The following is a 22,975-nucleotide window of genomic DNA, read 5'->3' as shown; positions in this document are numbered from 1 at the left end:
CGTGTCCGGGAGCCTGCACAGCCCGACGAATCTTGTCGAGCGTATCGATCGACTGTTGCCGCAAACGCAGTGCGGACAATGCGGATTTCCCGCATGTCGTCCCTATGCGGAAGCTTTGGCAGTTGGCGAGGCCGGCATTGATCATTGCCCACCCGGCGGCGACGCCGGCGCTGCAGCGCTGGCGAAGCTCTTGGGCAAACCCTTCAAGCCCTATGACCGGAGTCGTGGGAAGCACGACCCTTCACTGAAGGTCCGCATCGTTGAAGCGGACTGCATCGGCTGTACAAAATGCATCAGCGCGTGTCCCGTCGATGCGATCATCGGCGCTGCAAAGCTGATGCACGTGGTAATCGAGCCGCTGTGTACCGGTTGCGAGCTCTGTATCCCGGCCTGCCCGGTGGACTGTATTGTCGTTAGCGACGCATCAGCGTAAGTTACAGGCCGCGCACACCCGTTCAACGGTATGACCGTTGCGCTTCAACATGGCGATCACGCTGTCATCGCCCAACAAATGCAGCGTACCGACAATCACCATGGCATTGCCGGATTTCATCTCCGCCATGGTGTTCTCAATTTTTTGTACCCAAAGGGTATTGCGGTCGGTCTGGATGCGCTGGTAAAGCTCGGGATAGTTCTTCTTGGTAGTCGACCCGAGCTCGGTCCATGCCGCGCGCTCGTCGCCTGCCAGCCAAGTATTCCGCAATTTCGCGAAGACCGCAGGTCCTTTCTCAAAGGAATCCAAGGACTCCTCCAACAGTTGGATCTGTGCTTTCTTGCCCAAGGCGTCAAACACATCGATTTGATCTTGCATGGACTCCATACCCTGGACGGACGCATCTGTGGCGCTTAAGCGCCCTTCCATTTGCTTGTCGAGACCGTATTCCGGATCCAATTCGCCTTTCTCCACACCCGAAAGCGTCAGCAAAAGCGCGACGTACCAGACCTCCAGCTGCTGACGCCCTTCCCCGTTGAGTAGTGCGAGCACTTCGCTCTTCTGACCGTGCTTGTCCAACACCGCACGCAGTTTGCGCTGTAGCGCGGGTGTCAAATCGTCATCCAGGCGACTGCCGTCCGTGCGGATCGCCGCTTCGAGGAATGCCATCCCCGCACGCATCGGATCTTTGGTCTCAGCCGGATCCACCTCGAAGAAAAACCGGTCACTTTGCGCCTGGGCGGACGCCACTTCGGGCGCGATACGCGTGTCTTGTTTTTTCAGGGCATGAAAGGTGCCGAGCAGATAGACACAACTATCACTATCGCAAGCCTTCCAGAGGAACGGTTTGTCGACTTTCTGGGTGTCGGCGAAGGCAACGCCCGACGCCAGCACCATGGCCATGCCTGCTGCTGCAATCTTCAAAAACATGTCATCTCCCCCGTAAGAACCATTTGTCCATGTCCGACAGACCGAACTGCGTCCATGTCGGCCGGCCGTGATTGCACTGACCCGAGCGTTCGGTCTCTTCCATTTGTCGCAGCAACGCGTTCATTTCGTCAATGGTCAATCGGCGATTGGCGCGCACGGCGCCATGGCAGGCCATCGTGGCCAACAACTCATCCCGTGCTTCTTCGACTTTGCGGGAATTGCTGTGCTGCCGCAGATCGCTCAAGACATCACGCACCAGGCTTTCCACATCGCCTTGCGCCAGTACATTCGGCACCGCGCGAATTTGGATGGCAGATGGCGAAACGCGCACCAGCTCAAATCCGAGCGCTTGCAACGAATCGGCTTCCGCTTCGACGACGTCCGCTTCGCGCTCACCCACAGACATGGACACCGGCACCAACAAAGGCTGACGAACAATACCTTCGGCGTCGTGTGCGAGTTTCAAACGTTCGTACTGGATGCGCTCATGCGCGGCGTGCATATCGACCACGACCAATCCTTGCGCGTTCTGCGCGAGGATGAACACGCCATGCAGTTGTGCCAGGGCAAAACCCAGAGGCGGCACCTCGCCGGGTTGCACCTCGGCCATAGGTGCGTGTTCGAAGCGCGGCGCCGTTTGTGACGCATCTACCGCCGGACCATATAGCCCCTGATAGGCCGCACGCATATCGTCCAAACGCAATCCCAGACCGATTGCCTGGGGCGGTGAGTACCCCGCGACGTTGACGGTTTTCGCGCTCCCCGCACGCGTCTGCGACAAAGCGTTGCTCAAAACACGGTAAACCACCTCATGCACTGCGCGGGAATCGCGGAAGCGAACTTCATGTTTGGCCGGGTGGACATTGACGTCGACCCGCTTCGGATCGATATCCACGAAAATCACATACGCCGGATGACGTCCGTGAAACAAGACATCCGCAAACGCTTGGCGGATGGCATGGGAAATGGTTTTGTCGCGGACGCAGCGTCCATTGACATAAAGATATTGCTGGTCCGTCGAGGCACGATTGTAGGTCGGCTTGGCGATCCAACCGGCGACACGTATACCGCCCATCTCGTCATCAACGGGCAATCGTTGCGCGAAAAAATCCGCGCCAAGCGTGTCGATGATGCGCGCGTTGCGCGTCTCGTTCGCATCCAATTCTTGTTTGTAGCGCCGAACGGCTTTGCCATTGTGCGAGATTCGCAGCTCGACGTCCGGCCGTGAAAGCGCCAATGTGCGCAACCAATCTTCGATATGGCCGAACTCGGTTCGCTCAGCACGCAGAAACTTGCGTCGCGCCGGTGTATTGAAGAACAAATCGTGCACTTCAATGGTGGTACCACGCGCATGCGGTGCCGGTGTTACGTCTCCGACGTTTCCGCCGTCAACGGTCAATTGAAACCCGCGTCCATCTTCCGCTTGCGAAGAGGTCACGATAAATCGGCTGACCGAAGCAATTGAGGGCAAGGCTTCACCGCGGAAACCCAAGGTCTGGACGGCTTCCAAGTCATCGAGCGAGGTGATCTTGCTGGTCGCATGCCGTTGTACCGAAAGCCTCAGATCCGCCTGCGACATGCCCATGCCATTGTCGCGGATCCGGATCAATCGCACGCCGCCTTCGACCAATTCAATGTCAACGCGCGTGGCACCCGCGTCCAAGGCATTTTCGACCAGTTCTTTGACGACAGAGGACGGACGTTCGACCACCTCACCCGCGGCAATTTGATTTGCCAGCGTTTCCGGCAAGACATGGATTACCTGCACACCCGGCTCCTTTTCAGCGACGACCGTCGCCGTAAATCGAAGCGTACTGTGTTCCCGGGGGTGGTTGGCGCTTGAAGTAGGTGTGAATGCCATTCAACACCGCACGTGCGAGTTGCTCCTGATAGGCAGGATTCAACAAACGGCGTTCTTCCTCCGGATTGCTGATGAAAGCCGTCTCAACCAGGATCGAAGGCACATCCGGGGAGCGCAGCACGACGAAATTGGCCCGTTCAATCTCGCCCTTATGGGTCTTGCCGAGATCTTTCAGGCCGCGCAGCACCTGTGCGCCGATCTCTTCGGAAGCGCGTTGCGTGGCGCTTTGCGAGAGATCCAACAACACCGATGCCAAGGAATTGTCTTTGTCTTTGAGGCGCACACCGCCCACCAGATCGGCGGCATTTTCCTGATCCGCGAGCCATCGCGCGGCTTGTGACGAAGCGCCGCGCCGCGACAGAACGAATACCGACGATCCGCTTGCCGACGGACTGGTGAACGCATCCGCGTGCACTGAGACAAACATATCCGCCTTCTTGGCGCGGGCACGTTGATACCGTTGCGCCAAAGGAATGAAGAAATCAGAATCGCGGGTCAAATAGGCACGCATACCCGGCGTCGCGTTGATTTGCGCCGCCAACTTCTTGGCAACCGCCAATGTGATGTGCTTTTCCATGCTGCCGGAAGCACCGCGTGCGCCCGTGTCCTGTCCGCCGTGGCCGGCATCAATCGCGATCAATAGCGGACGCCCGCCAGCCCGCTTGGCCACGTCGGCCACGGTGCGTACCGGTGCCTGCACGGTCGGTGTTGTATTTTTGGGCGGCGTCGCGTCGACGGCGCTTGTTGACGGTTCCCCGGTCGCAATGCCCACGATGGGGCCCGCGGGTTTGACCGTCGGCATGGCTTCCGGCGGCGGTTTCACGGCAACGGCCGGGGTGTCTTCGTCGCCCGGCAGGTCGAACACGAGCACGCGCTTTCCTGCGCGGGTCTCGAAGCGGGCATTGAGCGGCGTAACGCTTTCGGACAAGTCGAACACGATGCGCGCCACATCGGGACTCGGCGCACCGGTACGAATGGTGGTGATAACGCCTTTGCCGGAAGGAATGCGGGCGCGCGCCGACACCGTGGTGTCTTTGAAGTCGACCACCAGACGTGCAGGATCCTTCAATTCAATGAATGTGTAATCCGCATTTTCTGTGAGGGTGATTTCTGCTTGTGTACCCGTCGGCGTTTGCGACAAGCGCACTTGCGAGACCTCGCCTGCGTAAAGCGGCATCGCACAGAACAGCGCGCAACTGACGCCCACGATCCATTTCAAAAGCACATGCACTTCCCTGGAGACTCTTGGGGATTCAACCATCCCAAGCCGATGTTTACAAGAAAATGCGGTCTTTTTTTAAAGCGCCAGTCAGGCAGAAGCCACCCTCAGCGGTACCTTGGCAATCGCTTCCGCAATGCGTGAGAGCCATTGGGCAGCCGAAGAATTCTTCGCGTAAAGGCGCGCTGTGCGTCCGTCGCCCTCCATGGCGAAGGTGATCTGCAAATCTGCGTCACCCAATGCCTGCGCGCCTTGCTCGGGCCACTCGATCAGCACCAAGTGCAGGGCCTGTCGTTCCGGCAATCCCAGAAATTCGAGATCGTCGGGGCCCGCGAGGCGGTACAAATCGAGGTGCGCCGCCTGTTTGCCTTCAGGCAAGTCATAGAGTTCCACCAACGTGTAAGTCGGACTCTTGATCGCGCCAGCCACCCCGAGTGATCGCAAATAGGCCCTGGAAAACGCGGATTTTCCGGCCCCCAAATCACCTTTCAGCCAAATGACTGCCGGCGCCGTCTGCGTCCGGGCGACACACGATGCCAGTGCGTCCGTCGCTTCCGGATTGGGCAAAAAGACATCAAGGCGTACCATGTTGCAAACCGATCCGGCCAAATCTGGATTCTAAACGCCCCACCTCGCCGACGTGCACATGCCCGACATTTCGACCTACGCGACCGGACAGGATTTGAAGGATGCGCTTCGAATTCAGGCACACGCCATCGGGTTTACGCATTTCGGCGTCACCGATGTGTCCATCGAATCCGATGCGACCCATTTGACGGACTGGCTCGCAGAGGGCCGCCACGGGACGATGGCGTGGATGGCGCGCAACCACGAAAAACGCATCGCACCGGGAGCGTTGGTGCCGGGCACGGTCTGCGTGATTTCGGTCGGTCTGGACTACGGACGCGACCCTGATGCCGCCTGGGATAACTTGCGCGACAGTGAACGCGCTTACGTTGCGCGCTATGCACTGGGTCGCGACTATCACAAGCTGATGCGCAATCGATTGCAGAAGTTGGCGGATTGGCTTGCCGGAGAACTCGGCCCGCTCGGCCACCGGGTTTTCGTCGACTCCGCGCCGGTACTGGAGCGGGCGTTGGCCCGCAACGCAGGACTCGGTTGGATCGGCAAACACACTTGTTTGATCGACGCCGAAGGCGGATCCTGGTTTTTCTTGGGAGAACTTTTCGTCGACATCGCGCTACCGGTCGATCCGCCCGCCACGGCCCATTGCGGTACTTGCGTCAGGTGCATCGATATTTGCCCGACCCAGGCCATCATCGCGCCCTGGCAGCTGGATGCACGCCGCTGCATCAGCTATCTGACAATTGAACATGAAGGGGCGATTGCCGAAGAATTTCGCGAAGCCATCGGCAACCGGATTTTCGGCTGTGATGATTGCCAGCTGATTTGCCCTTGGAACAAGTTTGCGCAACGCAGCGACGAACCGGATTTCAGGGTGCGCAACAATTTGGATCAGGCGACGCTGAGCGAGTTGTTCCAATGGAGCGAAGACGAATTCCTCGCGCGTACTGAGGGCTCTGCGATCCGCCGCTCGGGACATCAGCGTTGGCGAAGAAATATTGCCGTCGCGCTCGGCAACGCAGAAACCAGCGCGGACGTGTTGGCAACGCTCAACTCGGCAAAAGAAGATCCGGATGTATTGGTTCGCGAGCATGTGCTTTGGGCACTCGGCCGACATGCGCAAAGGGCCCGTTGATTCGCGACTAGTCGCGACCGATTTCATCCATCAACGCGCGCGTGACCGGGTCATGCGCAGCTGCGCCATCGTCCCATGTGCGAAGGAGTCCGGCGGCCAGATGCTTGCCCAGTTCGACGCCGAATTGGTCGAAGGCATTGATTCCCCACATTACCGATTGCACGAAGACACTGTGCTCATAAAGGGCCAATAGCTGCCCCAACGAATCCGGGTTCAAGCGCGACATCAGTATCAAGGTATTCGGACGGTCACCCGCGTGCGCGAGGTGCGGATCGGTGGCAGCGTGCCCGTTGGCCAACGCCTCACTTTGCGCGAACAGGTTGGCGAGCACGACCTTGTGTTGATCGTTATGGGAATGATCGGGGTGAACGACACCGATCAGTTCGATGTTCGATGTCGCGTTGCCTTGGTGCAGGCATTGGAAATAACTGTGTTGCGCATCGGTACCGGCAGAACCCCACCAAACCGGCGACGTTGCGTCCACGATCTTCTGACCGTCAAAGCGTGTCGACTTGCCGAGACTCTCCATGACAAGTTGCTGCAAATACGCCGGCAGAAGTCGTAAACGTTCGTCGTAGGGCACCACCACGTGACCGGCGAGTCCGAGCGCATTCGTGTTCCAAACGACGGAAAGCGCGTGCCAAACCGCGGGATTTTCCCGCAACGGTGCTGAGTAAACGAGCGCATCGGTTTTTGCAGCGCCGTCGAGCAGAGATTTGAACCCGGACATGCCAAGCGCGAGAGCGATCGGCAAACCCACCGCGGACCACAACGAATAGCGCCCGCCTACCCAATCCCACATGGGCAGCACATGCGCCGGCGCCACGCCGAATTCAATGGCAGCCTCCGGACGGCTGGTCACGGCGTAGATGCGGTCGTTCGCGTATTCGCCTAGCCACGCGCGTGCAACACCCGCGTTCAAGAGCGTCTCTTGCGTACCGAAGGACTTGGACATGACGATGACAGCGGTATGGGCCGGATCCAAGGCAGCCAGACAACGGTCCACGGCATGCGCATCCGCATTCGAGACGAAATGCACACGCGTCGGTGTTTGACTGCCAAATGCGTCGACCACGAAGCGTGGTCCCAAATCGGAACCACCGATACCCAAGCTAACCACATCGTGGATATCCGGACGCGACAGGCGTTCGACGATTTCCGACATCCGTTCGAATGTCGCATTTGCCAATTGGTTGGATTCTCGCGCTGCCGGCGCATTGGAAATGTTCGAACGCAATGCTGTGTGCAACGCCGCGCGTTTTTCCGTGCGATTGACTTCCTTGCCGTCGAACAGATCTTTCAACTGCGCCGACACATCGCGTGCCGTCGCGATGTCGAACAACGCCTCCAATGCCTCGCGATCCCACCGTTGGCGCGCAAAGTTCAAATACAAATCATTGGCCTGCAACGCGAAATCCCGCGCACGCGCGGGATCATTAGAGTTCAGCTGCGCAAGCGGGATCGCTTTCAGGCGACTCGCGTGCGGGGCAAGCAGGTCGGTCAGTTGCATCAAGCCGCGGCTTGCTGGGGAATGCCGTTGTTGGTGTGGGTCAGCGCGTTTTCGCGGTCGACGTACACCAAGGTCGGTTTGTAGGCGCGCGCTTCCGCTTCGCTACATTGACCATACGCGCAAATGATGACCAGATCGCCGGGTTGTGCACGATGGGCGGCCGCGCCATTGACCGAAATGATGCCGCTGCCTTCTTCCGCCCGGATTGCATAGGTCGCGAATCGGTGGCCACTGTTCACGTTATAGATTTCAACGCGCTCGTTTTCGAGGATGCCCGAAATCTCCAACAAACGACCGTCAATCGCGCAGGAACCTTCGTAGTGAAGCGCCGCATGGGTGACCGTAGCGCGATGAATTTTTGCTTTCAAAACAGTGAGTTGCATGATTTCGACTTCTTTCAACGTGGAGCAAGTGTAACAGTCGTCACTGAATGATCCCAAGGTTCAAGTTCGGTCGAACTCGAGGTTGTCGATCAAACGGGTTTTCCCGAGGCGTGCCGCCACCAGGGCGACCAAACGGGTGTCATGACTTTCGGGCGCAGTGAGTGCCGGGGTGCGAACGACAAGGTAGTCGGGATCGAATCCCAGCGCGCGAAGCTGCCGCAATCCTTCTTGTTCCGCCGCGTCGATGTCGCCGCCGCTCGCGACACTGCGCGCCACTGCTTGCAAGCTTTCATAAAGGGTCGGCGCAAGCGCTCTTTGCGCCTCGTCGAGATACTGGTTGCGAGAGCTCAAGGCCAACCCGTCGGGTGCGCGCGCCGTGGGTGCGCCCACGATTTCGATAGGAAACGCCAAGTCGCGGACGAGGTAGCGGATGACCGCCAACTGTTGATAATCCTTGCGCCCGAACACGGCAGTGTGCGGCTGCACTTGGTTGAACAATCGCGACACGACGGTCGCCACGCCATCAAAGTGACCGGGGCGATGCGCGCCATCAAGAACTTCGGTGACACCCGGCACCGATACCTTGACCGTCGCTTCGACGCCGAAGGGATACATCTGCGCAACATCGGGCATCCAAAGCGCATCACACCCGGCTTCTACCAAGCCCCGGGCGTCGTCGACCGGTGTGCGCGGGTAACGGTCGAAATCCTCGTTCGGACCGAACTGTGTCGGATTCACGAAGACGCTGGCCACCACTTTGTCGGCATGCTGACGTGCCAACGCGATCAGGCTGAAATGTCCCGCGTGCAGATTTCCCATCGTCGGGACGAACGCGATCCGTTCTTTCTTGTCACGCCATTCCGCAATACAGGTTCGCAGCGCCTGCAAATCCTTGAACGTTTGCATTTTTATCAGCTCGCGTAAGTGTGTTCTTCGGCCGGGAAACGGCCTTCGCGTACCGCGGCGCAATAGGCGGCGATGGCACCGGCGACGGAACCGCCGTCGGCCAGAAAATCCTTCACAAATCTGGGCCTGCGGTGCCCGCTGTCCAGCCCCAGCATGTCGTGCAGCACCAACACTTGACCGTCGCAGTCTGCGCCGGCGCCAATGCCGATAGTGGGGATGCCGGCACTTTTCGTGATGCGGGCCGCCACCGGTGCGGGGACGCCTTCCAAGACCAAGAGTGCTGCACCGGCTGCTTCGACTTCTTGTGCTTCGCGCAGGAGTTTGTCCGCCGCTGCCTCACCCCGGCCTTGAACCTTGAACCCGCCAAAGCGCAGCACCGATTGCGGCGTCAGGCCGAGATGTGCGCAGACAGGGATCTCGCGTTCGCTCAAATAGCGAATGACTTCCAGTTTGTGACCCGCCCCTTCCAACTTCACCATGCCGGCACCCGACTGCAGGAATTTGACCGATGCATCCAAAGCGCGATCCGGCGACGCGTCCGCTTGGAACGGGAGATCCGAAACAATCAAAGCCCGGGTCGCAGCACGCGCAACGCAGGCGGTGTGGTACGCGATGTCATCCACCGTCACCGACAAGGTATTGCCCTCACCCTGCACGACCATGCCCAAGGAGTCGCCGACCAAAATAAGGTCGACGCCCTCGCCGTCCATGACCCGGGCAAAGCCTGCGTCGTAGGCGGTGAGCATCGTCAGCTTGCGACCTTCGCGCTTGGCTTCGGCCAGCGAAGGTACGGTAACGGCCTTCAAATCACGTTGTTGAATCGGTTTCATTCTGCCGCTCCGGCTGGATCCGTCTGTCCAAGACCGTCATTATCGCGCCCGCGTGTGCAGACGCGATATCACGCAGCACGGATCCGTCAAAAAGGACCAGATCGGGGGCGATCTCTGCCATCGGCACCACCACAAATGCACGTTCTTTGAAGCGCGGATGCGGCACTTGTAACGATTCATCGTCAATGCGCAGATCGCCGTACAGCAACAGATCGAGATCCAAGGTTCTCGCGCCCCAACGGATTTCTTGCGCGCGCTGCCGTCCGAAGGCCGCCTCGACCGCAAGCATTCGCGTGAGCAAATCTTGCGGCGTCAACGTTGTGTCCAAACGCACGACTGCGTTCAAATAGTCGGGCTGCGCGATGCCACCCCAAGGCGGTGTGCGATACACATGCGAACTCTCGCGAAAACGGATACCGCCGTCTGCAAGCAATCGCGTCAGTGCCTTGTCGAACGTGGCAGCGACATCTCCCAGATTGCCGCCGAATCCGACAAACGCCGTTTGCATCAACCCACGGTTCCGGATCTGCGACGACGTTTGCGCGTGCGGGGACGGTCTTCATCCACCGTCTCATGCGCGACCGGCCCAGACCCTGGCACAGCGTCGACAGCAGGTGCGTGTGCCGCCCAAAACGCCGCGTCTTCAGCATGTTGGGCCGTCGTGTCGGCACGCAGCTTGAAGAAGTCGTAGGCGGCGCGGAATCTCGGGTGGGTCACCAAACGCCCCACTTTTTTCCTTTGAGAGAACCGCGATTGCAACAGCCAGATTTCCTGCATCGGCAGCGAAAAACGACGCGGAATGGCAATGAGATGGACCTGCTGCAAGGTCACTTTGTCGGCTGCCCTTTGTTGCGCTTCGGCCGAATGCATACCACCGGCTTCCAACTGCGCTTTGGTACGACACCATGCGGGCCACAAGAGCAGTGCGAACAGGAATGCAGGCGACACCGAATCACCGCGTTGTACGCGGTCGTCCGTCTGCGCCAATCCCCGCAACAACATGGCGCGCAGACTGCCGTTGGAATTGGACTTCAACGCCTTGGCAGTGTCAGGCAACATCACCGGCAGCAGACCCATGCGCTCAAGGCCTTCGAAACTTCGCACGGCGTGTCCGGAGAGGAACAACTTCAAGCATTCGTCGAACAAGCGCGCCGGTGCCGCTTGATTCAACAAGCCCGCCAATGCAGGAATCGGCGCTGCGGTTTCCGGACTGATCTCAAAATGCAGTTTTGCGGCCAATCGGACCGCTCTCAGCATCCGGACCGGATCTTCACGATAGCGTCCTTCAGGATCGCCGATCAATCTCAGCCGGCGGTCGAGAACGTCTTGGAATCCGCCGACATAGTCGTGAACGGAAAAATCGGCAATGTTGTAATAGAGCGCATTGGCGGTGAAGTCACGGCGTACCGCATCTTCTTCAATTGATCCGTAGACGTTGTCGCGGATGACACGGCCGTCTTGATGGACTTGGCGATCTCCGGTGCCGTCATCGGTTTGACCGCGAAAGGTCGCGACTTCGATGATCTCGCGGCCGAAGACCACGTGGGCAAGACGGAATCTGCGCCCGATCAGCCGGCAATTCCGAAACAAGCCACGCACCTGTTCGGGCGTAGCGTCGGTGGCGATGTCGAAGTCCTTGGGGGTGATGCCGGCCAAGGCATCCCGCACGGCGCCGCCGACAAGAAACGCCGCAAAGCCTTCTTCGTGGAGACGATAAAGGACACGCAGAGCGCTTGTGCTGATTTGTTTGCGCGAGATCGGATGTTGATCACGCGGGATGATGGTTGGCTGCCGATTCAAGCAGTGACAGTCCTTGTTCAGGGTCTTAACGGGCCACGAATCGCGGCCGACTGGCTGATATACTAGCAAGTGTCGGTAATTCACCGGCTTGGGGCGCGCAATTTCTTGTGCAAACGACCCGCTAATTGAAATTGGAAAGACCGCAATGCCCTTCGTAGTGACCGACAATTGCATCAAATGCAAGTACACCGACTGCGTGGAAGTCTGCCCGGTGGATTGCTTCCACGAAGGCCCGAACTTCCTCGTCATCGACCCGGACGAGTGCATCGACTGCACCCTCTGTGAGCCGGAATGCCCCGCCCAAGCGATCTTCCCTGAAGATGATGTGCCGGCAGGCCAAGAACACTACATCAAGCTCAACGCCGAGCTTTCGCGCGACTGGCCAGTCATCGCCGTGCGCAAGGAAGCCCCGCCGGATGCCGCCGAATGGGATGGCGTCAAAGACAAACTCAAATACTTGGAAAAATAAACTTTCCAAAACAAACAAGGCGCCCATGGGCGCCTTGTTTTTATTTCAGCGGACGACTTATTGAAGACCCGCCTTCAATGCATTCAACAACTTGACCGGTGCCGCACCCTGTGCCGGCACGCCGCGGGGATCCACCGCAGAAACATACGCGCCACCACTCACATCGCTGACGCGGAGCAGGAAGTTCGCGCCCTCGAAGTTGACGTCATAGCTGCCGAGCAACTGTGCTTTGCTGGCAATGGTCACGCCCGGCGTCGCCGCCAAAACGGTGCCGACCTTCTCGAAGACCTGATCGCGTGAACCCTGCACCGTAAAGCCGGCACCGGACTCAGGCGACGCCATGGACTGTTGTACCGACGAGCGCGTGACGCTGTTGCCTGCGGCCGGCGCGTTCAATGCGGCGTCAGCAGTCGGGCGGTCGAGATCAGGCGGAATTTCCAACGGGCGCTGCTCGGCCGGCAACGCATAGTCTTTGTTCTTCTTGCCTTTCAACCAACCGCAGCCGGAGGTGAACGCCACACTCGACACCAACAAAACCGCGGTGATGCGAAGAATCTTTTGGGATTGCATATCGTGATTTCTCTACAAAGTATTCGGACGTCAGCTGCTTGACGATTCCAGCGCCACAATGACCTTGGCGATATCGTCCAAGCCACCCGAATGCGCAGCGGACAATTCTGTCAAAGGCAACCGCAAGCCGTGACCATAACCGAACTTCGCCAACAAAGCCTTCACGGGAATCGGATTCGGTTCAGCGGACAGAAAGGCGTACAGGCCGCGCATCTGTTCATCGAGGTCGTTGGCGGCGGGGTTTCCCGCCATCGCCAGATCCACCAAGCGAACGAACGTGCGCGGCGCAATATTGCTGCCGACCGAGACCAGACCATCGGCGCCCGCCTGGCACGCGTGCGCCACCGTCGGATCGTCACCGGACAACACGGCAAAGTCGGGCGACTTGAGCGCGAGCAATGCGTCCATACGCGCCGGCGCGTCAACCGCCTCTTTGACGCCGATGACGTTGGCATGCGTCGACAACTCAGCCACCGTTTCGGGCTGCATGTCCGTGCCCGTACGTCCAGGGACGTTATAGAGAATGACCGGCAAACCGCCCTCGTCCGCCACCGCGCGATAGTGGGCAATCAAACCGGCTTGGGTCGGCCTGACATAGGCCGGGGTGACCACCAAGGCGGCCTGCGCACCATGCGATTTGGCAAGACGCGTCATTTGAATGGTCTTGGCCGTGTTTGGAAGCCCGGTACCCGCAATGACTTGCATCGACCCTGCATGCGTGACAGCGGATTCAATCAGCTGCCCGTATTCAGCGTCGCTCAAGGCGTTGGCCTCCCCGGTCGAACCGGCAACCACCACACCGGCGATGCCGGCCGCCACTTGGGACTTGAGCAATCGCTCCCACGCGGGCATATCCAACTCACCGGTCGCGGCAAACGGTGTCGCCAGCGCTGTTATCACTCCACGCAGTTGCATCAAACGGTCCAATTGGGGATAGTCCGTTGATGTTACTTGCCGATCGAAACATCGGGCAAGTATTCTTGGGACAAGGCGTCCCGCCATGGAACATGCGATGAATCTGTCGCCGGAAGCACCACTTTGAATGAATTTGCTGCACGTCAGGCCACCCATGAGAACTTCCTTCTCATCAATGCCTATTCAACGCATCCGCTCTCGCCGTTGCTCCCGGTCTCCCGAAGAATCAATGACAGTGGCTGCAACCTTTTGGATGCGCGTTTGGCCACGGTCGGAAGGGACGTTTCGGTCACGCTGCTGGCGACCGGCTCTTGGGATGCCATCGCGAAACTCGAGGGCATCCTCGGCCGCTTGGAACGCGAGGAAGACGGCATTCGCTTGAATTGGAACCGCACCGGGCCAAAGCCGATCCAATCCAACCTCATTCCCTATGTGGTCGAGGTCGTTGCTGCCGACAAACCCGGCATTCTTTATCAGCTCGCTGATTTTTTTGACCGGCAAAGCATCACCGTCGAAAACCTGCAGAGCTCACGATACAAAGCCATGCAAACAGGCGCGGAAATGTTTACCGCGCAGCTCACCATCGGCGTGCCGGCGGATATGCATATCGCCGCATTGCGTGACGATTTCCTCGAGTTTTCAGACCGCCTGAATCTCGATGCGATCATGGATCCCATGAAATTCTGAGTACGGAATGCTGACGCCAGGCAAAGTGATTCAAAAAACCCTCGCGCGGATGCCACTCACCAACCAATCGGGTGAGGAAATCCGACTCTCGGATTACACAGGGCGTTGGCTCGTCGTGTATTTCTACCCGAAAGACAGCACACCCGGCTGCACCACAGAGGGTCTAGACTTCAATGCCTTGCTGCCCGAATTCGCCGCGAGCAATGCAACCGTCTTGGGCGTCTCGCGCGACTCCGTCAAATCCCATGCGAATTTCTGTCAAAAACAAGGATTCGCATTCGACCTGATCAGTGATGCCGATGGCGCACTGTGCGAGGCGTTCGGCGTCTGGCGCAAGAAAAAGAATTACGGTCGCGAATACGACGGCATCGTCCGAAGTACTTTTTTGCTGGATCCCGATCAAAAGCTCGTCCACGTCTGGGACCCGGTCAAAGTGAAAGGCCACGCTCAGGACGTACTCACCACTCTCAAGCAACTTTCCAACTGAAGGAATTGCGCATGACCCGAGGCAAGCGGATCTACGTACTAGACACCAACGTTTTGATGCATGACCCCACTGCCTTGTTCAAATTTGAAGAGCACGATGTTTACCTCACGATGCAAGTCATCGAAGAGTTGGACAACGGAAAGAAAGGCACCTCGGAAGCCAGTCGGAACGCACGTCAAGTCAGCCGCTTCATCAATGAATTGATCGAAGAGCAAGGGACCGATCAAATCGAAAAAGGGCTGCAACTGCGCCAGCCCGGCAGTGTGCAACTCAAATCCGGTGACGCGCGCGGCGTACTGCGATTCCAAACAAAGGGTTTCGGCGGCGGGGAATCCCTCGGCACTTCGATGGCCGACAACCACATCCTTGCCGCGATCGTCGCGTTGCAGGCACAAGAACCAGACACGCCGGTGGTGTTTGTTTCCAAAGACATCAATCTGCGGATCAAAGGTGCGATCGCGGGCATTCGCTCGGAAGACTACGAAAATGACCGCGCACTCGACGACTTCAATTTGCTGTTCACCGGCGCGACCGCGCTGGACGCGGAGTTTTGGAGTCGCAACGGCAAAGATCTGCGTTCTTGGACTGAACACGGTCGCACGTTTTACGAGGTCAGCGTGCTGGAAGGCGATGACTGGTATCCGAATCAATTCCTGTATTTGCCGGGCGATGAACAATCCGAATTCCGCGTCGTGAGCCTTGACGCCGGCAAGGCGGTGTTGCAGATCGTGGACGACTATCGCAATCCGCAGCACGCGGTGTGGGGTATCACGGCGCGAAACCGCGAACAGAATTTCGCTCTCAATGCATTGATGGAACCGGAGATCGATTTCGTCACCTTGCTCGGCACTGCCGGGACCGGCAAGACACTGCTCACTTTGGCCGCCGGTCTTGCCCAATCCATGGACGTGCAGCGCTACCGCGAAATCATCATGACCCGCGCCACCGTCAGCGTCGGCGAAGACATCGGCTTTCTGCCCGGCACCGAAGAAGAAAAGATGACCCCGTGGATGGGCGCGCTTACGGACAACCTGGAAGTCTTGATGCCGAATGCCAAAGAAGGCGGCGCTTGGGGACGCGCGGCCACCAATGATCTGTTGTCCTCGCGTATCAAGATCCGCTCAATGAACTTCATGCGCGGCCGCACGTTCTTGAGCCGTTACCTCATTCTGGATGAAGCGCAGAATCTGACGCCGAAACAGATGAAAACCCTGATAACGCGTGCAGGCCCCGGCACCAAAATCGTGTGCCTTGGCAACGTGGAGCAGATTGATACACCCTATCTCACCGAAACCACTTCCGGTCTCACCTATGTGGTCGATCGTTTCAAAGGTTGGGCACATAGCGCACACATCACCCTGCGTCGCGGCGAGCGCTCGCGTTTGGCCGATCACGCATCGGAAGTTCTGTGACCTGCGATGAGTGACGTGCGCGTGCCGCAATGTGCACTGACCATCGCCGGATCCGACTCCGGCGGTGGCGCCGGCATTCAAGCGGATCTCAAAACATTCGCGGCCTTGGGTGTTCATGGTCTTTCCGCAATTGCGGCACTCACCGCGCAAAACACCCGCGGCGTGCAAGCGGTCGAAGTGCCCGCCGCGTCATTTGTCCGTGCGCAAATCGACGCATGCTTCGATGATTTCGACATCGCCGCCGTCAAGATCGGAATGTTGGCCAATACCACGATCATCGACACTGTGGCCGATGCCCTGCTCGCCCACCGGGCCACGAATGTCGTCCTTGACCCGGTCATGATCGCGACTTCCGGTGCGCGTTTGTTGGCCGCCGATGCAGTCGATACCTTGATTCGACGATTGCTGCCGTTGGCCTGTGTTGTCACACCCAACGTTCCCGAACTCGAGACCTTGACGGGCATGCCGATTCGCACGGCAGAAGCCCTGCAAGCAGCTGCGCAGAAGCTGCTGTCGCTTGGCGCCGCAGCGGTCATGGCCAAGGGCGCCCATTTGGAAGAAGGATCGCTAGTAACAGATCGACTGTTCATGGCCGGCGAGCACTTCGAGTTCGTCCACCCGCGACTTGCCGTCGAAGCCCATGGCACCGGTTGCACTTTCGCCTCGGCCATTGCCGCGCAACTCGCCAAAGGTGCAACCCTGCCCCGCGCCTGCGCCAATGCAAGTGAATTTGTTTCAGAAGCCTTGAAACAAGGCTATTCCGTGGGTCGGGGACAACTGCATTTGCTACGACACATCCACTGAATCAAGCTCATCCTGAACAGGCATGAGGTATCCTTGTGCCTTCCTTCATGTCTGACCTTTGGCCCCGTAGCTCAGCTGGATAGAGCGGTCCCCTCCTAAGGGACAGGTCGTGCGTTCGAATCGCGCCGGGGTCACATGCCAGTCTTGCGTTTTCGAAATACATCACGGAGTTCCCATGCACCCTGTACTGACCGCCCTCGGCTTGAATGACACCGAATCCGGCACCTATCTCGGCAACAGCGAGTGGTCGCAAACGCGTGATGCCGGCGTGCTTGAGCCGGTCAATCCGACCACCGGCGAAGTCTTGGGCAAAGTCCATGCCAGCAGTCGCGCCGACTACGACACGATGATGGCGCGTGCCGACGCGGCCTTCAAAGCCTGGCGCAAAGTGCCGGCACCCAAGCGCGGCGAAGCCATCCGTCTGTGTGCCGACGCCTTGCGTGCCAACAAAGACGCATTGGGTTCGCTGGTGGCGCTGGAAATGGGCAAGTCCAAACCCGAAGGCGACGGCGAAGTCCAAGAAATGATCGACATCGGCGAATTTGCGGTTGGCTTGTCGCGTCAGCTTTACGGCTTGACCATGCACAGTGAGCGCCCGGGCCATCGCATGTACGAACAATGGCATCCGATCGGCATTGTCGGTGTCATCAGCGCGTTCAACTTTCCGGTCGCGGTGTGGGCATGGAACAGCTTTGTCGCCGCCGTCTGCGGCAATATCACCGTGTGGAAGCCCTCGCCGAAGACGCCGCTCTCGGCGATCGCGTCCATGAAAATTTGCAACGCCGCCTTGAAGGCTGCCGGCTTCCCGGACATCTTCTTCCTTTTCAACGATGCCGGCACCGAATTGGCGCAGGACTTCGTTGATGACAAACGCGTGGCCTTGGTGAGCTTCACCGGCTCCACCAAAGTGGGCCGCATTGTCGGCGAACGTGTCGCACGTCGCATGGGACGTTCCTTGCTCGAGCTGGGCGGCAACAACGCCATCATCGTCGATGAAAGCGCTGATTTGAAACTGGCGATTCCGGCCATTGTGTTTGGCGCCGTCGGCACGTGTGGCCAACGTTGCACCACGACGCGCCGATTGATCGTGCACGAATCCATTTACGACAACGTGCTCGCCAAGTTGATCACCGCCTACGGCCAAGTCGAAGGCAAAATCGGCGATCCGACCAATCCGGCCAACCTGGTCGGTCCGTTGAATTCCTCGGATGCCGTCGACGCGTTCCTGGATTCGATCGCCAAAGCCAAAGCCGCCGGCGGCAACGTCGAGATCGGCGGTACCGCCATCGAAGGCAAAGGTTTCTTCGTGAAGCCGGCAATCGTGACCGGACTCGGCAACGACGCGGAAGTGGTGCAACACGAAACATTTGCACCGATCCTGTATGTCATGAAATACAGCGACATCGATCAAGCGATCGACATGCAAAATGCTGTGCCTCAGGGCCTGTCGTCGGCGATTTTCACTACCGATCTGAAGCGTGCCGAAGCCTTCCTCGCCGCAACCGGTTCCGACTGCGGCATCGCCAACGTCAATATCGGCACCTCGGGCGCGGAAATCGGCGGCGCGTTCGGTGGTGAGAAGGAAACCGGTGGTGGTCGTGAATCCGGTTCGGACGCATGGAAAGCCTATATGCGTCGACAAACCAACACCATCAACTACTCCGACGCACTGCCTTTGGCGCAAGGCATCAAGTTCGATTTCTGATCGTGTATCCGATTGCGCGACCGTTTCTGATGCGTATGGACCCCGAGCGGGCCCATAGCGCCACGCTGGCGGGCTTGGACCGGATGCACGCGTTGGGTCTGACGTCATTGCTGACCAAACGTCCGCCCTCGCATCCGGTTCGCGTGTTCGGTTTGGACTTTCCGAACGCGGTGGGATTGGCAGCGGGACTCGACAAAAATGCCGGACACGTGGACGCCTTGTTCGCGCTGGGCTTCGGCTTTGTCGAAGTCGGCACCATCACACCGCGTCCGCAATCGGGGAATCCGAAACCGCGTTTGTTCCGTATTCCGGAAGAGAACGCCATCATTAACCGGATGGGCTTCAACAATGACGGGATGGACGCCGCCATCCGCAATTTGGAAGCCTCGCGATTCGTACGCGCGAACAAGAAACCCGGCATTCTCGGCATCAATATCGGCAAGAACAAAGATACGGACAACGATTCGGCGTGGCGTGACTATGTCACCTGCTTCGAACGCGCCTATCCATTGGCGGACTATGTCACGGTCAATATCTCGTCACCGAATACAATGGGATTGCGCGAGCTGCAGGAAGAACAGGCCTTGCGCCGTTTGATCGCCTCATTGTTCGAGCGTCGCGAGCAACTGGCAACCCGACACGGACGCCGTGTGCCGGTGCTGGTGAAACTCTCTCCGGATCTTGCCGAGCCCGATATTGACGCGGCGGCGCGTGTGTTCACCGAACTCAAAGTCGACGGCGTCATCGCGACCAACACCACGATCTCGCGTTTGACCGTACAAGCCTATCCGCAGGCGGCCGAAGCCGGCGGACTTTCCGGCGGCCCGTTGTTGGCGCGCTCGACCAGCTGCCTGCGCAGGCTCTGCTCCCGCTTGGATGATTCGATTCCCGTCATCGGTGTGGGCGGCATTTGCAAAGGTGCGGATGCGGTTGCCAAGACGGCTGCCGGCGCCACCTTGGTGCAGTTGTATACGGGATTTGTGTATCGCGGGCCGCGATTGATTGCGGAATGCGCGGAGGCCATTCGGCGTCGAAAAGTCGACCGTGCTTCGGGTATCGCGAATCTTCCATGAGCCAAGGATTTCGCGTCAGCCGCAACGCATCGCTCAAGTTCCTGAACACCTTTGGGATTGACGTCGCTGCCGACACCTTGATCGAGATCGACGAGCTCGACGCGTTCGAGGCGGCGATTTCCGCGCACGAATCAGCGGATTTGCTCTTGCTGGGGTCCGGCAGCAACGTCGTTTTCGTCGCTCCGCCCGCGTCGGTGCTGCGCATCGTCGACGAGTCCGTTTCCGGAACCGATATGGGCAACGGGCAAATCCGTGTCAGTTGTGCAGCCGGAAAATCCTGGCATGAATTCGTCATGCAGACTTTGGAAAACGGCTGGTACGGTCTGGAAAATCTTGCCTTGATTCCCGGCACGGTCGGCGCCTCACCGGTGCAGAACATCGGTGCGTACGGCGTCGAAGTCATGGACCGCATCGCGCATGTGGAAGCATGGGATCGGCGTGCCGGCATGCCGGTGACATTCATGCACGACGCGTGCGAGTTCAGCTATCGCGACAGCCGTTTCAAGCACGAACCCGACCGCTACTTCATCACGCGCGTTGAATTCAACCTCAGCACGCAGCCGCAACTGGTGCTGGATTACGCCGGTATTCGTGATGCGCTCACACGCGCAGGGGTGTCGGAGCCGACACCGGTCGATGTCGCCCAAGCGGTGATTCGCGAGCGCTTGCGTAAGCTTCCCGACCCGCAAGTGATCGGCAACGCCGGCAGTTTCTTCAAGAATCCGATATTGAGCGATGCCTTTTCGGAGGCCTTGGCGGCGAAATATCCGCAGATGCCGACGCATCCCTCCGGGATCGAAGGCACCCGCAAATTGTCGGCGGCTTGGTTGATCGAGCAATCCGGGATGAAAGGCTATACGCGCGGCAAAGCCGGCGTCTCCGATCGTCACGCGCTGGTGCTTGTGAATCATGGCGGGGCGAGTGGCAGCGAAGTCCTGCAGGTCGCGCGCGATGTCGCAGAGGCCGTCGAGCAAAAGTTCGGCGTACCGTTGCATCCCGAGCCACGTTTGATCGGCGGCCATTGGTAAACGCATGAATCGCAACTTTCAGGCACCGTTGTTGATGTTGGCCTCGACGGTGGGATTCGGGTTGATGGCCATCACCATCCGCTTGGCGTCGAAAACCGAACCGACTTGGGAAGTGGCTTTCTTCCGCAATCTTTTCGGTGGCTTGGCCGCATTGCCAGTGATCTTCATGCCGTTGTTGCGACAGCGGGCGACGCCACGCGAACTCGCCGCTGGGGTGAAATCCAATCAGTTGGGACGCTATTTCATACGCTGTCTGATTGGCGTGGTCAGCATGTTTTGTGGCTTCTGGGCCATCGCGAATTTGCCGTTGTCGCAGGCCATTGCCCTCGCCTACTCATCGCCGATCTTCGCCACCATTGCGGCCGCGTTGTTGTTAGGCGAAAAAGTGCGGGCCAGACGCTGGATGGCGGTGGTGATCGGCTTCATCGGCATGCTCGTCATCGTTCGGCCGTGGTCGCACGCGTTCTCCATCGGCGCACTCGTGGCCATCAGTGCTGCCGTGATCACCGCGATCGTCGCCATTCAAATCAAGCAACTCACCAAGAACGACACGCCAAACACCATTGTGTTTTGGACCTACGCGTTCTGGATTCCGATGTCCTTGGTACCCGCGTTATTTGTTTGGCACTGGCCCCAAGGTCAGGCGTGGATTTGGCTCGCCGCTTCCGGTATTTTGGGCACGGTCGGACAGTTGCTCTGGACGCGCGCATTGGATATCGGCGACGTCTCCGCCCTCACACCGATCAGCTTTGTCCAGCTGCCCATCGTGACCTTCGCGGGCTGGGCACTGTTCGGAGAGAGCATGGACGGTTGGACGCTTGGTGGTGCTGCCATCATCTTGAGCGCAACTGCCTATATCTCACATCGTGAAGCCAAGCTGGCGCGGCAAAACAAGAGCATGCAGCCCTCCAGCGGCGCCGAGCCAGGCGGCAACTAGACGCTGCGGCGACGCGGGTAATCAGGCCTCGACGATGCGCGCGTAATGCGTTTCCACGTAGTCGTCGATGATGCCAATGAATTCTTCCGCGATGTTTTCGCCGCGCAAGGTCACTTTCTTCTCACCATCGATGAAAACCGGCGCTGCGGGGGATTCACCGGTACCCGGCAACGAGATACCGATATTTGCATGACGGGATTCGCCGGGTCCGTTGACGATGCACCCCATGACGGCGAGCGTCATGTTTTCGGCACCGGGTCGGCTGACTTTCCATTCCGACATGCGTTCGCGCACATGGTTTTGCACCACTTTCGCAAGTTCTTGGAAGAACTCGGAAGTCGTGCGACCGCATCCCGGGCAAGCGGTGACCATCGGCGTAAACGCACGCAAACCCATGGTTTGCAGCAATTCCTGGGCCACGATCACTTCCTGGGTACGCGGCGCACCGGGCTCCGGCGTCAAGGAAATCCGGATGGTATCGCCGATGCCTTCCTGCATCAGCACGGCTAGGGCGGCACTGCTGGCGACAATGCCCTTGCTACCGATTCCCGCCTCGGTCAAGCCCAAATGCAGGGCGAAATCGCTACGTTTGGACAGATCACGGTAGACCGCGATCAATTCTTGAACGCCGCTGACTTTCGCGCTCAGGATGATCTTGTCGCGCGCGAGTCCCAATTCGACGGCGCGCTCCGCAGAATCAATGGCCGACAAAATCAGCGCTTCACGAAGCACGCGCCCCGCATCCCACGGTTGCGCACGCAGGTGGTTTTCATCCATCAACCGGGCGGCCAGGCTTTGATCCAGCGAGCCCCAGTTGGCACCAATACGCACCGGCTTGCCGTAACGGATGGCGAACTCGATCAATTGAGCGAATTGCGTGTCTTTTTTCTTGCCGAAGCCCACGTTGCCCGGATTGATCCGGTATTTCGCCAACATTTCCGCACAGGCGGGCTCTTCGGACAACAGCGTGTGACCGTTGTAGTGGAAGTCACCGATGATGGGCACCTCGATGCCCATCATGGCCAACTTCTCGACAATCTTCGGAATGGCCTTGGCGGACTCAGAATTGTTCACCGTGACACGGACGAGTTCCGAACCCGCACGCCAAAGTGCTGCCACTTGTTTGACCGTCGAATCGATGTCCGCCGTGTCCGTATTCGTCATGGATTGCACGACGACCGGGTGCGCCCCACCGACCCAAATCTTGCCGACTTGCACGGGCAACGTCGGCTTGCGAGCGCCGGTGCCGAGGGATTCGTTGGAATCGTCACGAGATTCAAGGTTCATGGGCGCATT

General features: G+C 58.8%; 24 protein-coding genes and 1 tRNA gene. 12 read left to right on the top strand and 13 right to left on the bottom strand.

All coding sequences use genetic code 11. The features are described from left to right. The first annotated feature begins 1 nt into the window (after nucleotide 1). Nucleotides 2–433, top strand: a complete 432-nt coding sequence (gene rnfB / locus H8L67_RS05325) for an Rnf electron transport complex subunit RnfB (RefSeq protein ID WP_255555818.1) — start codon at nucleotides 2–4, stop codon at nucleotides 431–433. Here the strand turns inward: rnfB and H8L67_RS05320 are convergent. The 4 genes from H8L67_RS05320 to tsaE form a co-directional block, all read right to left on the bottom strand. Beyond that, nucleotides 425–1,363, bottom strand: a complete 939-nt coding sequence (locus H8L67_RS05320; RefSeq protein WP_220378835.1) for a TraB/GumN family protein — start codon at nucleotides 1,361–1,363, stop codon at nucleotides 425–427. The genes rnfB and H8L67_RS05320 overlap by 9 nt on opposite strands. A gap of 1 nt (nucleotide 1,364) precedes the next feature. After that, nucleotides 1,365–3,131, bottom strand: coding sequence for a DNA mismatch repair endonuclease MutL (gene mutL / locus H8L67_RS05315; protein WP_434063394.1), 1,767 nt, complete (start codon nucleotides 3,129–3,131; stop codon nucleotides 1,365–1,367). 13 nt (nucleotides 3,132–3,144) lie between these two features. Further along, nucleotides 3,145–4,449, bottom strand: coding sequence for an N-acetylmuramoyl-L-alanine amidase (locus H8L67_RS05310; protein WP_343222339.1), 1,305 nt, complete (start codon nucleotides 4,447–4,449; stop codon nucleotides 3,145–3,147). A gap of 84 nt (nucleotides 4,450–4,533) precedes the next feature. Continuing rightward, a complete protein-coding gene (gene tsaE / locus H8L67_RS05305) occupies nucleotides 4,534–5,031 on the bottom strand; it encodes a tRNA (adenosine(37)-N6)-threonylcarbamoyltransferase complex ATPase subunit type 1 TsaE (RefSeq protein WP_220378832.1) in 498 nt (165 codons plus the stop codon). A gap of 58 nt (nucleotides 5,032–5,089) precedes the next feature. On the opposite strand from tsaE, the gene queG reads away from it, so the two are divergent. Beyond that, nucleotides 5,090–6,163 (top strand): tRNA epoxyqueuosine(34) reductase QueG, encoded by a 1,074-nt coding sequence (queG, locus tag H8L67_RS05300; RefSeq protein ID WP_220378831.1) that lies wholly within the window; start codon nucleotides 5,090–5,092, stop codon nucleotides 6,161–6,163. A 7-nt stretch (nucleotides 6,164–6,170) separates the two neighbouring features. Here the strand turns inward: queG and pgi are convergent, their stop codons facing one another. Genes pgi through pcnB form a run of 6 tightly spaced genes read right to left on the bottom strand, consistent with a single transcriptional unit; the run spans nucleotide 6,171 to nucleotide 11,592 of the window. Beyond that, on the bottom strand, nucleotides 6,171–7,673 hold the full coding sequence (gene pgi, locus H8L67_RS05295) for a glucose-6-phosphate isomerase (protein ID WP_220378830.1): 1,503 nt from the start codon (nucleotides 7,671–7,673) through the stop codon (nucleotides 6,171–6,173). After that, nucleotides 7,673–8,056: an aspartate 1-decarboxylase gene (gene panD, locus H8L67_RS05290; protein WP_220378829.1), complete on the bottom strand. Its 384-nt coding sequence runs from the start codon at nucleotides 8,054–8,056 to the stop codon at nucleotides 7,673–7,675. The genes pgi and panD overlap by 1 nt, the downstream gene beginning before the upstream one ends. A gap of 60 nt (nucleotides 8,057–8,116) precedes the next feature. Then, a complete protein-coding gene (gene panC / locus H8L67_RS05285) occupies nucleotides 8,117–8,962 on the bottom strand; it encodes a pantoate--beta-alanine ligase (protein ID WP_220378828.1) in 846 nt (281 codons plus the stop codon). A 5-nt stretch (nucleotides 8,963–8,967) separates the two neighbouring features. Further along, the gene (panB, locus tag H8L67_RS05280) at nucleotides 8,968–9,792 is read right to left on the bottom strand and encodes a 3-methyl-2-oxobutanoate hydroxymethyltransferase (RefSeq protein WP_220378827.1); all 825 of its coding nucleotides are present in this window, start codon (nucleotides 9,790–9,792) and stop codon (nucleotides 8,968–8,970) included. Beyond that, the gene (gene folK, locus H8L67_RS05275) at nucleotides 9,770–10,300 is read right to left on the bottom strand and encodes a 2-amino-4-hydroxy-6-hydroxymethyldihydropteridine diphosphokinase (protein WP_220378826.1); all 531 of its coding nucleotides are present in this window, start codon (nucleotides 10,298–10,300) and stop codon (nucleotides 9,770–9,772) included. The genes panB and folK overlap by 23 nt, the downstream gene beginning before the upstream one ends. Further along, complete coding sequence (gene pcnB / locus H8L67_RS05270) at nucleotides 10,300–11,592, bottom strand: polynucleotide adenylyltransferase PcnB (RefSeq protein ID WP_255555811.1); 1,293 nt, start codon at nucleotides 11,590–11,592, stop codon at nucleotides 10,300–10,302. Before pcnB ends, folK begins: the two co-directional genes overlap by 1 nt. Nucleotides 11,593–11,737: 145 nt before the next feature. Here pcnB and fdxA point away from each other — a divergent pair, with 145 nt between their 5' ends. Then, nucleotides 11,738–12,061, top strand: a complete 324-nt coding sequence (gene fdxA / locus H8L67_RS05265; protein WP_220378824.1) for a ferredoxin FdxA — start codon at nucleotides 11,738–11,740, stop codon at nucleotides 12,059–12,061. A 57-nt stretch (nucleotides 12,062–12,118) separates the two neighbouring features. On the opposite strand, the gene H8L67_RS05260 is transcribed toward fdxA, so the two are convergent. Both H8L67_RS05260 and dapA read right to left on the bottom strand, forming a co-directional pair. Beyond that, complete coding sequence (locus H8L67_RS05260) at nucleotides 12,119–12,631, bottom strand: hypothetical protein (protein ID WP_220378823.1); 513 nt, start codon at nucleotides 12,629–12,631, stop codon at nucleotides 12,119–12,121. A gap of 30 nt (nucleotides 12,632–12,661) precedes the next feature. Next, nucleotides 12,662–13,546 (bottom strand): 4-hydroxy-tetrahydrodipicolinate synthase, encoded by an 885-nt coding sequence (gene dapA / locus H8L67_RS05255; protein ID WP_220378822.1) that lies wholly within the window; start codon nucleotides 13,544–13,546, stop codon nucleotides 12,662–12,664. A 123-nt stretch (nucleotides 13,547–13,669) separates the two neighbouring features. Between dapA and H8L67_RS05250 the strand changes: the two genes are divergently transcribed. The 9 genes from H8L67_RS05250 (at nucleotide 13,670) to H8L67_RS05210 (ending at nucleotide 21,679) form a co-directional block, all read left to right on the top strand. After that, complete coding sequence (locus H8L67_RS05250; protein WP_220378821.1) at nucleotides 13,670–14,233, top strand: glycine cleavage system transcriptional repressor; 564 nt, start codon at nucleotides 13,670–13,672, stop codon at nucleotides 14,231–14,233. A gap of 7 nt (nucleotides 14,234–14,240) precedes the next feature. After that, entirely contained in the window at nucleotides 14,241–14,720 is a 480-nt protein-coding gene (locus H8L67_RS05245) for a peroxiredoxin (protein WP_220378820.1), read from the top strand. A gap of 11 nt (nucleotides 14,721–14,731) precedes the next feature. Beyond that, complete coding sequence (locus H8L67_RS05240) at nucleotides 14,732–16,132, top strand: PhoH family protein (RefSeq protein WP_220378819.1); 1,401 nt, start codon at nucleotides 14,732–14,734, stop codon at nucleotides 16,130–16,132. A 6-nt stretch (nucleotides 16,133–16,138) separates the two neighbouring features. Further along, nucleotides 16,139–16,936, top strand: a complete 798-nt coding sequence (gene thiD / locus H8L67_RS05235) for a bifunctional hydroxymethylpyrimidine kinase/phosphomethylpyrimidine kinase (protein WP_220378818.1) — start codon at nucleotides 16,139–16,141, stop codon at nucleotides 16,934–16,936. Nucleotides 16,937–16,996: 60 nt separating this feature from the next. Beyond that, nucleotides 16,997–17,070 (top strand) — tRNA-Arg (locus tag H8L67_RS05230). Nucleotides 17,071–17,111: 41 nt separating this feature from the next. After that, entirely contained in the window at nucleotides 17,112–18,641 is a 1,530-nt protein-coding gene (amaB, locus tag H8L67_RS05225) for an L-piperidine-6-carboxylate dehydrogenase (RefSeq protein WP_220378817.1), read from the top strand. Nucleotides 18,642–18,643: 2 nt separating this feature from the next. Further along, nucleotides 18,644–19,714, top strand: a complete 1,071-nt coding sequence (locus tag H8L67_RS05220; protein WP_220378816.1) for a quinone-dependent dihydroorotate dehydrogenase — start codon at nucleotides 18,644–18,646, stop codon at nucleotides 19,712–19,714. Next, a complete protein-coding gene (gene murB, locus H8L67_RS05215; protein ID WP_220378815.1) occupies nucleotides 19,711–20,742 on the top strand; it encodes a UDP-N-acetylmuramate dehydrogenase in 1,032 nt (343 codons plus the stop codon). The genes H8L67_RS05220 and murB overlap by 4 nt, the downstream gene beginning before the upstream one ends. A gap of 4 nt (nucleotides 20,743–20,746) precedes the next feature. Further along, nucleotides 20,747–21,679: a DMT family transporter gene (locus H8L67_RS05210; protein WP_220378814.1), complete on the top strand. Its 933-nt coding sequence runs from the start codon at nucleotides 20,747–20,749 to the stop codon at nucleotides 21,677–21,679. A gap of 21 nt (nucleotides 21,680–21,700) precedes the next feature. On the opposite strand, the gene ispG is transcribed toward H8L67_RS05210, so the two are convergent. Continuing rightward, complete coding sequence (gene ispG, locus H8L67_RS05205; protein ID WP_220378813.1) at nucleotides 21,701–22,966, bottom strand: flavodoxin-dependent (E)-4-hydroxy-3-methylbut-2-enyl-diphosphate synthase; 1,266 nt, start codon at nucleotides 22,964–22,966, stop codon at nucleotides 21,701–21,703. Between the last annotated feature and the right edge of the window lie 9 nt (nucleotides 22,967–22,975).

This window comes from Lysobacter soyae, assembly GCF_019551435.1.
GTDB lineage: Bacteria > Pseudomonadota > Gammaproteobacteria > Xanthomonadales > Xanthomonadaceae > Solilutibacter > Solilutibacter soyae.
Note: the sequence above shows the minus strand (reverse complement) of the source record. Positions and strands in the feature narration are given on the sequence as shown.

Excerpts from the sequence above, each read along its gene's own strand:
- panB (WP_220378827.1), bottom strand. The coding sequence starts at position 9,792 with ATGAAACCGATTCAACAACGTGATTTGAAGGCCGTTACCGTACCTTCG.
- dapA (WP_220378822.1), bottom strand. The coding sequence starts at position 13,546 with ATGCAACTGCGTGGAGTGATAACAGCGCTGGCGACACCGTTTGCCGCG.
- murB (WP_220378815.1), top strand. The coding sequence starts at position 19,711 with ATGAGCCAAGGATTTCGCGTCAGCCGCAACGCATCGCTCAAGTTCCTG.
- H8L67_RS05320 (WP_220378835.1), bottom strand. The coding sequence starts at position 1,363 with ATGTTTTTGAAGATTGCAGCAGCAGGCATGGCCATGGTGCTGGCGTCG.
- H8L67_RS05210 (WP_220378814.1), top strand. The coding sequence starts at position 20,747 with ATGAATCGCAACTTTCAGGCACCGTTGTTGATGTTGGCCTCGACGGTG.
- fdxA (WP_220378824.1), top strand. The coding sequence starts at position 11,738 with ATGCCCTTCGTAGTGACCGACAATTGCATCAAATGCAAGTACACCGAC.
- panD (WP_220378829.1), bottom strand. The coding sequence starts at position 8,056 with ATGCAACTCACTGTTTTGAAAGCAAAAATTCATCGCGCTACGGTCACC.
- pgi (WP_220378830.1), bottom strand. The coding sequence starts at position 7,673 with ATGCAACTGACCGACCTGCTTGCCCCGCACGCGAGTCGCCTGAAAGCG.
- H8L67_RS05260 (WP_220378823.1), bottom strand. The coding sequence starts at position 12,631 with ATGCAATCCCAAAAGATTCTTCGCATCACCGCGGTTTTGTTGGTGTCG.
- ispG (WP_220378813.1), bottom strand. The coding sequence starts at position 22,966 with ATGAACCTTGAATCTCGTGACGATTCCAACGAATCCCTCGGCACCGGC.
- folK (WP_220378826.1), bottom strand. The coding sequence starts at position 10,300 with ATGCAAACGGCGTTTGTCGGATTCGGCGGCAATCTGGGAGATGTCGCT.
- H8L67_RS05245 (WP_220378820.1), top strand. The coding sequence starts at position 14,241 with ATGCTGACGCCAGGCAAAGTGATTCAAAAAACCCTCGCGCGGATGCCA.
- amaB (WP_220378817.1), top strand. The coding sequence starts at position 17,112 with ATGCACCCTGTACTGACCGCCCTCGGCTTGAATGACACCGAATCCGGC.
- tsaE (WP_220378832.1), bottom strand. The coding sequence starts at position 5,031 with ATGGTACGCCTTGATGTCTTTTTGCCCAATCCGGAAGCGACGGACGCA.
- thiD (WP_220378818.1), top strand. The coding sequence starts at position 16,139 with ATGAGTGACGTGCGCGTGCCGCAATGTGCACTGACCATCGCCGGATCC.
- panC (WP_220378828.1), bottom strand. The coding sequence starts at position 8,962 with ATGCAAACGTTCAAGGATTTGCAGGCGCTGCGAACCTGTATTGCGGAA.
- H8L67_RS05240 (WP_220378819.1), top strand. The coding sequence starts at position 14,732 with ATGACCCGAGGCAAGCGGATCTACGTACTAGACACCAACGTTTTGATG.
- queG (WP_220378831.1), top strand. The coding sequence starts at position 5,090 with ATGCCCGACATTTCGACCTACGCGACCGGACAGGATTTGAAGGATGCG.